Source organism: Bacillus nitratireducens (assembly GCF_036320425.1).
GTDB lineage: Bacteria > Bacillota > Bacilli > Bacillales > Bacillaceae_G > Bacillus_A > Bacillus_A nitratireducens.
The window spans coordinates 1-457 of record NZ_JAUMJO010000052.1; the positions used below are offsets into that span (position 1 = coordinate 1).

General features: G+C 30.6%; 1 protein-coding gene. It reads left to right on the forward strand.

The annotated features are described in order from the left end of the window. Positions 1-190 precede the first annotated feature (190 nt). The gene (locus tag Q3V31_RS30795) at positions 191-325 is read left to right on the forward strand and encodes a hypothetical protein (RefSeq protein WP_257143418.1); all 135 of its coding nucleotides are present in this window, start codon (positions 191-193) and stop codon (positions 323-325) included. The last annotated feature ends 132 nt before the right edge of the window (positions 326-457 follow it).

A 457-nucleotide genomic window follows, 5' to 3' on the forward strand; every position in this document is an offset into this window, starting at 1 on the left:
GTCAAATAATAGAGGATTGACTAGTAAGTGTATCACCTGAGATTCCCAGAAGAGTATGGCGTGAAGCTGAAGCGTCTGAAATAGAGCCTTCACATGAATTGGTTTACTTCTTATGTAATAATGCTTTAGAAGTATTTAATTCTCGTTCTATAGAAAGTGTGAATGTGGTGAATGTATGGATGTATATAAAATGGTTGATACAATGCCGTTTGATAAGTTTGAAGAGTTAGTTGAGGACAGTATTGTTGTTATTGAATTATATTTATGTCCTTCTTGTAAAAAGTGGAAGGTTAATTTTGTTGGTAGAAAAATTCTATATGGGTGAAATCATGTTAAAAAAGCTGAATTAGGAAATTACCTAGTTCAGTTTTTTATTTTAAAGAAAAGTATTATCTATATCTTTCAGCAAACTGTTCTGAATACATCTTTATATCATATTTCACATACACATAGGCTT